We start from the raw sequence: 4,637 nt of genomic DNA on the forward strand, positions 1-4,637 counted from the left end.
TTTCTCGTCTCTACCGGGGCGAGGAACACGATGGCGCCGCATTGAAATTATTGAACAATTTCAACCGGAAGCGCTACCAACGCGTATAAATTTTTAGCCATTTCCATGGTTTAACTGGATTTTGGTAGCGGGAGAGGGACTTGAACCCCCGACCCCAGGATTATGATTCCCGTGCTCTAACCAACTGAGCTACCCCGCCAGGGCGGCGAAAGGCCCGAAATCCGCCTCAAATCGAAGGGCATGTCGGGGGCGTTCGCCAAGGTCGCGCGGATATAAGGTTGGGAAGGTGAGCCTGTCAAGCTTCGAAGCAACCGGCTTGCCGGCTTATCGTCATTATCGAAAAGCTTTGCCGCGGCGACATTTGGTTGTCGCCGCCGGGGTTGAGTTCGAAGGGGCACGTCGCTATGTCTCGGCCACGAGTTTTTAGAGTTTGAAACAGATGAAGCCGCGCATAGCAGTCCTCGGTTGCGGATACTGGGGCAGCAACCACATCCGCACTCTCAAGGCGCTCGGCGCGCTGCACGCGGTCTCCGATACCAACCGGGCCCGCGCGGAAGGCTTTGCCAGCGAGCAGGACTGCCTGGCGATCGAGCCGGACCAGCTGTTCGTCCGTGACGATATCGACGCCATCGTCATGGCGCTGCCGCCGCAGTTCCATGCCGACCTTGCGGTACGTGCCGTCGAGAACGGCAAGGACGTGCTGGTGGAAAAGCCGATCGCGCTGACGGTGGCGGATGCCGAGCGTGCGGTGCAGGCGGCCAAGGACAATGGCCGCGTCTTCATGGTCGGCCATGTCCTGCGGTTCCACCCCGCCTTCGAGACGCTGAAGGGGCTGATCGACAAGGGCGAACTCGGGGAGGTCCGCTACATCCACTCTCACCGGCTCGGCCTCGGCAAGTTCCACACAGAGAACGACGCGCTGTGGGACCTGGCGCCGCACGATCTGTCGATGATCCTGGCGATCACCGGCACAGAGCCGATCGAGGTGCGCGGCGAGGGGGCCGCCCTGCTCGACAATCTCAGCGACTTCGCGCATCTGCACATGCGCTTCCCCAACGGCCTGCGCAGCCATCTCTTCACCTCGCGTCTCAATCCCTATCGCGAGCGGCGGCTGACCGTGGTCGGCACCAAGGCAATGGCGGTGTTCGACGACGTCGAGCCATGGGAACGCAAGCTGGCCGTCTACCGCCACGCGGTGTGGCAGGACAGCGGCCAATGGGCCTTCACCACCAATGAGCCGTCCTATGTCGCGGTTGCCCAGGGCATGCCGCTGACGCGCGAGCTGGAGCATTTCATCCAGTGCATCGAGACGCGTGCCGAACCGCGTACCAGCGGCGAGGAAGCGATCAGGGTGCTGCGCATCCTGACCGCCGGCACGGTCACCCACACCAAGTCGAATTCCTGAAGCGCGGATTATTCGGCAGGAAACTTATTCGGCAAGAATCTTATTCCGCGGGAATCTTATTCCGCGGGAATCTGGTCCGGCCGGGCGGCAAGCCGGGTCAGCATGGCCTCGGCCTCGGCGCCACGCTCCGATCGCTCGATGAAGCCGCCGCCGAACACGCGGGCCTCGTTGCCGTCATCGGAGTAGAGCACGCAGGCCTGGCCCGGCGCGATGCCGGACTCGCCGTCTACCAGTTCCACCCATGTGGCACCGGCACGATGATGCAGCACGGCCGGGCGCGGCGGCCGCGTCGAGCGGACCTTGGCGAACAGTTCCAGGCCGCCGGCAGGGACGTCTGTGAGCGGTCCGTCGCCCAGCCAGTTCATATTGCGGAGATAGATCTTGTGCGTCTCCAGCGCCTCGCGCGGGCCAACCACGACGCGAGCCCGGTCGGCATCGAGATGGACGACGTAAAGCGGCTCGCCGGAAGCGATGCCGATGCCGCGGCGCTGGCCGATCGTGTAGCGCAGGATGCCCTCATGGCGGCCGAGCACGCGGCCGTCGATGTGGACGATGTCGCCCGGATTGGCCGCAGTTGGCTTCAGCTTGGCGATGATGTCGGAATACTTGCCCTGCGGCACGAAGCAGATGTCCTGGCTGTCCTGCTTGGCGGCAACCGCCAGCCCCATCTCCTCGGCGATGGCGCGAACCTGAGGCTTCGACAGGCCGCCGAGGGGAAAGCGCAGATAGTCGATCTGCGCCTGCGTGGTGGCGAACAGGAAGTAGCTCTGGTCACGGTCGGCGTCGACCGGACGGTAGAGCGCGCGCTGGGCGCCATTGGCGCCGGAACGGATGTAGTGGCCGGTGGCCAGCGCGTCGGCGCCGAGCTCCTTGGCGGTGGCCAGGAGGTCGGCGAACTTCACCGTCTGGTTGCAGGAAACGCACGGGATCGGCGTCTCGCCGGCGACGTAGCTCTCGGCGAAGGGATCGATGACCGCCTTGCGGAAGCGTTCCTCGTAGTCGAGCACATAATGGGGGATGCCGAGCGTCTCGGAGACACGGCGGGCATCGTCGATGTCCTGCCCCGCGCAGCATGAGCCGGCCCGGTGCGTCGCCGCGCCGTGGTCGTAGAGCTGCAAGGTGACGCCGACGACGTCGTAGCCCTCGCGTTTCAGCAGGCCGGCGACGACCGATGAATCGACACCGCCGGACATGGCGACGACGATGCGGGTGTTTTCGGGACGTCCGGGAAGATCGAGACTGTTCATGATGCTTTCGTTCTGCGCGGCGCCTCAATGCCAATGTCGAGAATATAGGTCAAGCTTTACCGGCGCGCCAGCGTGCAGGGCGATTCACCGTTTGTGGCCGATCTTCGCCAAGGGATGCATTTTCCCCCGGCAAATCAGGGTTTGCGGGCAGATGTTTCAAATGCCGGCGAAAAGACTAACGCGGCGTTCATGATCCTTACCTAGTCATTAGGGTCTGCTTAGGCAATTTTTAAAGCTGTGGCGGTAACGTGGCGGGGATTGGGTCTTTGAGTTTTTTGTAGAGAGTACGATGACCGATCTGGTTAGACCGAGAGTCAAATATGTTATCGGGCCTGACGGCAGCCCTCTTACGATTGCCGATCTGCCGCCGACCAATACACGTCGCTGGGTTATCCGGCGTAAGGCGGAAGTGGTTGCGGCCGTGCGCGGCGGGCTTTTGAGCCTGGACGAGGCATGCCAACGCTACAAGCTCACCACCGAGGAATTCCTGTCCTGGCAGGCGTCGATCGACGAATACGGCCTTGCCGGGCTGCGCACGACACGCATCCAGCAATACCGGCACTGACCATTGCGAATTTAGATGAAGGGCGCGGCTAACTCCGCGCCCTTCTGTTTTTCACGGTCACCGTTCCGCTCAGAGCGACAGCACAACCTTGCCGATCGGCTTGGTGGCAAGGAAGGCGTGAGCGGCCCCCGCCTGGTCCAGTGGGAAGCTCTTCGCCACATGGACGGTGATCTTGTTGGCATCGATCAACCGAGCCAGTTCCAGCAGGCCCTCCCTGTCGGGGAAGACCGACATACGCTCGACCCGAATATCGCGCGCACTGGCGTGCGCCCTTGTGTCGTCGCTGACATCGAGCAGTGACACCAGCACGCCGCCACGCTTGAGCACCTTCAGCGAGCGTTGGGCGTGGTCGCCCCCCATTGGATCCAGCACCAGATCGATGTCGCGAACCTGGTCGGTGAAATCGCCCTTGGTGTAGTCGATGACCTCGTCGGCGCCGAGGTTGCGGACGAAATCGAGCTTGCCCGGGCTGGCCGTGGCGACGACGTGGGCGCCGCGCGCCTTGGCGATCTGCACCGCCAGATGACCGACGCCGCCGGCTCCCGCATGCACCAATACGCGCTGCCCCGATTTCAGCCCGCCGTGGCGAACAAGCCCTTGCCAGGCGGTGAGGCCGGCCAGCGGCAAGGCGCCTGCCTCGAGGTGGCCCGCGCCCTTCGGCTTCAGTGTGATTTGATCGGCAGGTACGGCAACCAACTCGGCATAGGCGGCGGCCTGCTTGGGAAAGCGCGGCATCCCGAACACCTCGTCGCCGATCTTGAAGCCGGTGACGCCGGCGCCGAGTGCTTCGACAGTTCCCGAGATATCCCAACCCAGGATGAAGGGCGGCTCGCCGAGCAAGGGGTAGTAGCCGGCACGGACGGCGCCATCGACCGGATTGATGCCCGCGGCCTTGACACCGACCAGCACTTCGCCGGCCTCTGGCGTGGGATCGGGCTGATCGGCGATGACAAGGACGTCGGGTCCGCCGACGGAATTCTGGATAGCGGCACGCATTGAGATATCTCCTGCTCGGTTGATGCCACTATCATTTGGATAGTAATAGTCCCTTGTCCAGTATGTACCTTTCTGATACATACGCACCTCATGGATAGTGAAGATGATTGCGGTTTCGGCTATGACGCGTTCCGGCGAACGTGTCCTTCGCACACGGTGCTGGAGATGCTGGCCAGCAAATGGGTCTATCTGGTGGTTTGCGCGCTGCGCAAAGGCCGGCTGCGCAATGGCGAGCTTGCCCGGAAGCTTGACGGCATCACGCCGAAGATGCTGACCCAGACGCTGCGCGTGCTCGAGCGCGACGGATTGGTACGGCGCGAGATCTTTCCGGTCATTCCGCCGCGCGTCGAATATGAATTGACCGAGCTCGGTCAGAACCTGGCGGGACTGCTTACCCAGATCAGGTCATGGGCGGAGCAGCATG

5 protein-coding genes and 1 tRNA gene are annotated in these 4,637 nt (G+C 63.0%); 3 read left to right on the forward strand and 3 right to left on the reverse strand.

Features of this window, described 5'->3' with window-relative positions:
* Window positions 1–122 precede the first annotated feature (122 nt).
* A tRNA-Met gene (locus EN969_RS17920) sits at window positions 123–199 on the reverse strand.
* A gap of 240 nt (window positions 200–439) precedes the next feature.
* Between EN969_RS17920 and EN969_RS17925 the strand changes: the two genes are divergently transcribed.
* On the forward strand, window positions 440–1,405 hold the full coding sequence (locus tag EN969_RS17925) for a Gfo/Idh/MocA family oxidoreductase (RefSeq protein WP_013529902.1): 966 nt from the start codon (window positions 440–442) through the stop codon (window positions 1,403–1,405).
* A 56-nt stretch (window positions 1,406–1,461) separates the two neighbouring features.
* On the opposite strand, the gene mnmA is transcribed toward EN969_RS17925, so the two are convergent.
* Complete coding sequence (gene mnmA / locus EN969_RS17930; RefSeq protein ID WP_063168876.1) at window positions 1,462–2,652, reverse strand: tRNA 2-thiouridine(34) synthase MnmA; 1,191 nt, start codon at window positions 2,650–2,652, stop codon at window positions 1,462–1,464.
* 289 nt (window positions 2,653–2,941) lie between these two features.
* Here mnmA and EN969_RS17935 point away from each other — a divergent pair, with 289 nt between their 5' ends.
* Complete coding sequence (locus EN969_RS17935) at window positions 2,942–3,217, forward strand: DUF1153 domain-containing protein (protein WP_013529904.1); 276 nt, start codon at window positions 2,942–2,944, stop codon at window positions 3,215–3,217.
* 69 nt (window positions 3,218–3,286) lie between these two features.
* Here the strand turns inward: EN969_RS17935 and EN969_RS17940 are convergent, their stop codons facing one another.
* Window positions 3,287–4,213 carry an NADP-dependent oxidoreductase gene (locus EN969_RS17940; protein WP_063168875.1) on the reverse strand — a complete coding sequence of 309 codons (927 nt, stop codon included), beginning with the start codon at window positions 4,211–4,213 and terminating at the stop codon, window positions 3,287–3,289.
* A 90-nt stretch (window positions 4,214–4,303) separates the two neighbouring features.
* Here EN969_RS17940 and EN969_RS17945 point away from each other — a divergent pair.
* Window positions 4,304–4,637, forward strand: a 334-nt coding sequence (locus EN969_RS17945) for a helix-turn-helix domain-containing protein (RefSeq protein ID WP_164758320.1), incomplete at its 3' end; no start/stop codon positions are given.

This window comes from Mesorhizobium sp. M7A.F.Ca.CA.003.01.2.1 (assembly GCF_003998945.1).
Taxonomy (GTDB): domain Bacteria; phylum Pseudomonadota; class Alphaproteobacteria; order Rhizobiales; family Rhizobiaceae; genus Mesorhizobium; species Mesorhizobium ciceri.

Bases quoted from the DNA above. Each gene is read 5' to 3' on its own strand.
- EN969_RS17925 (WP_013529902.1), top strand. From the start codon at position 440: ATGAAGCCGCGCATAGCAGTCCTCGGTTGCGGATACTGGGGCAGCAAC.
- mnmA (WP_063168876.1), bottom strand. From the start codon at position 2,652: ATGAACAGTCTCGATCTTCCCGGACGTCCCGAAAACACCCGCATCGTC.
- EN969_RS17935 (WP_013529904.1), top strand. From the start codon at position 2,942: ATGACCGATCTGGTTAGACCGAGAGTCAAATATGTTATCGGGCCTGAC.
- EN969_RS17940 (WP_063168875.1), bottom strand. From the start codon at position 4,213: ATGCGTGCCGCTATCCAGAATTCCGTCGGCGGACCCGACGTCCTTGTC.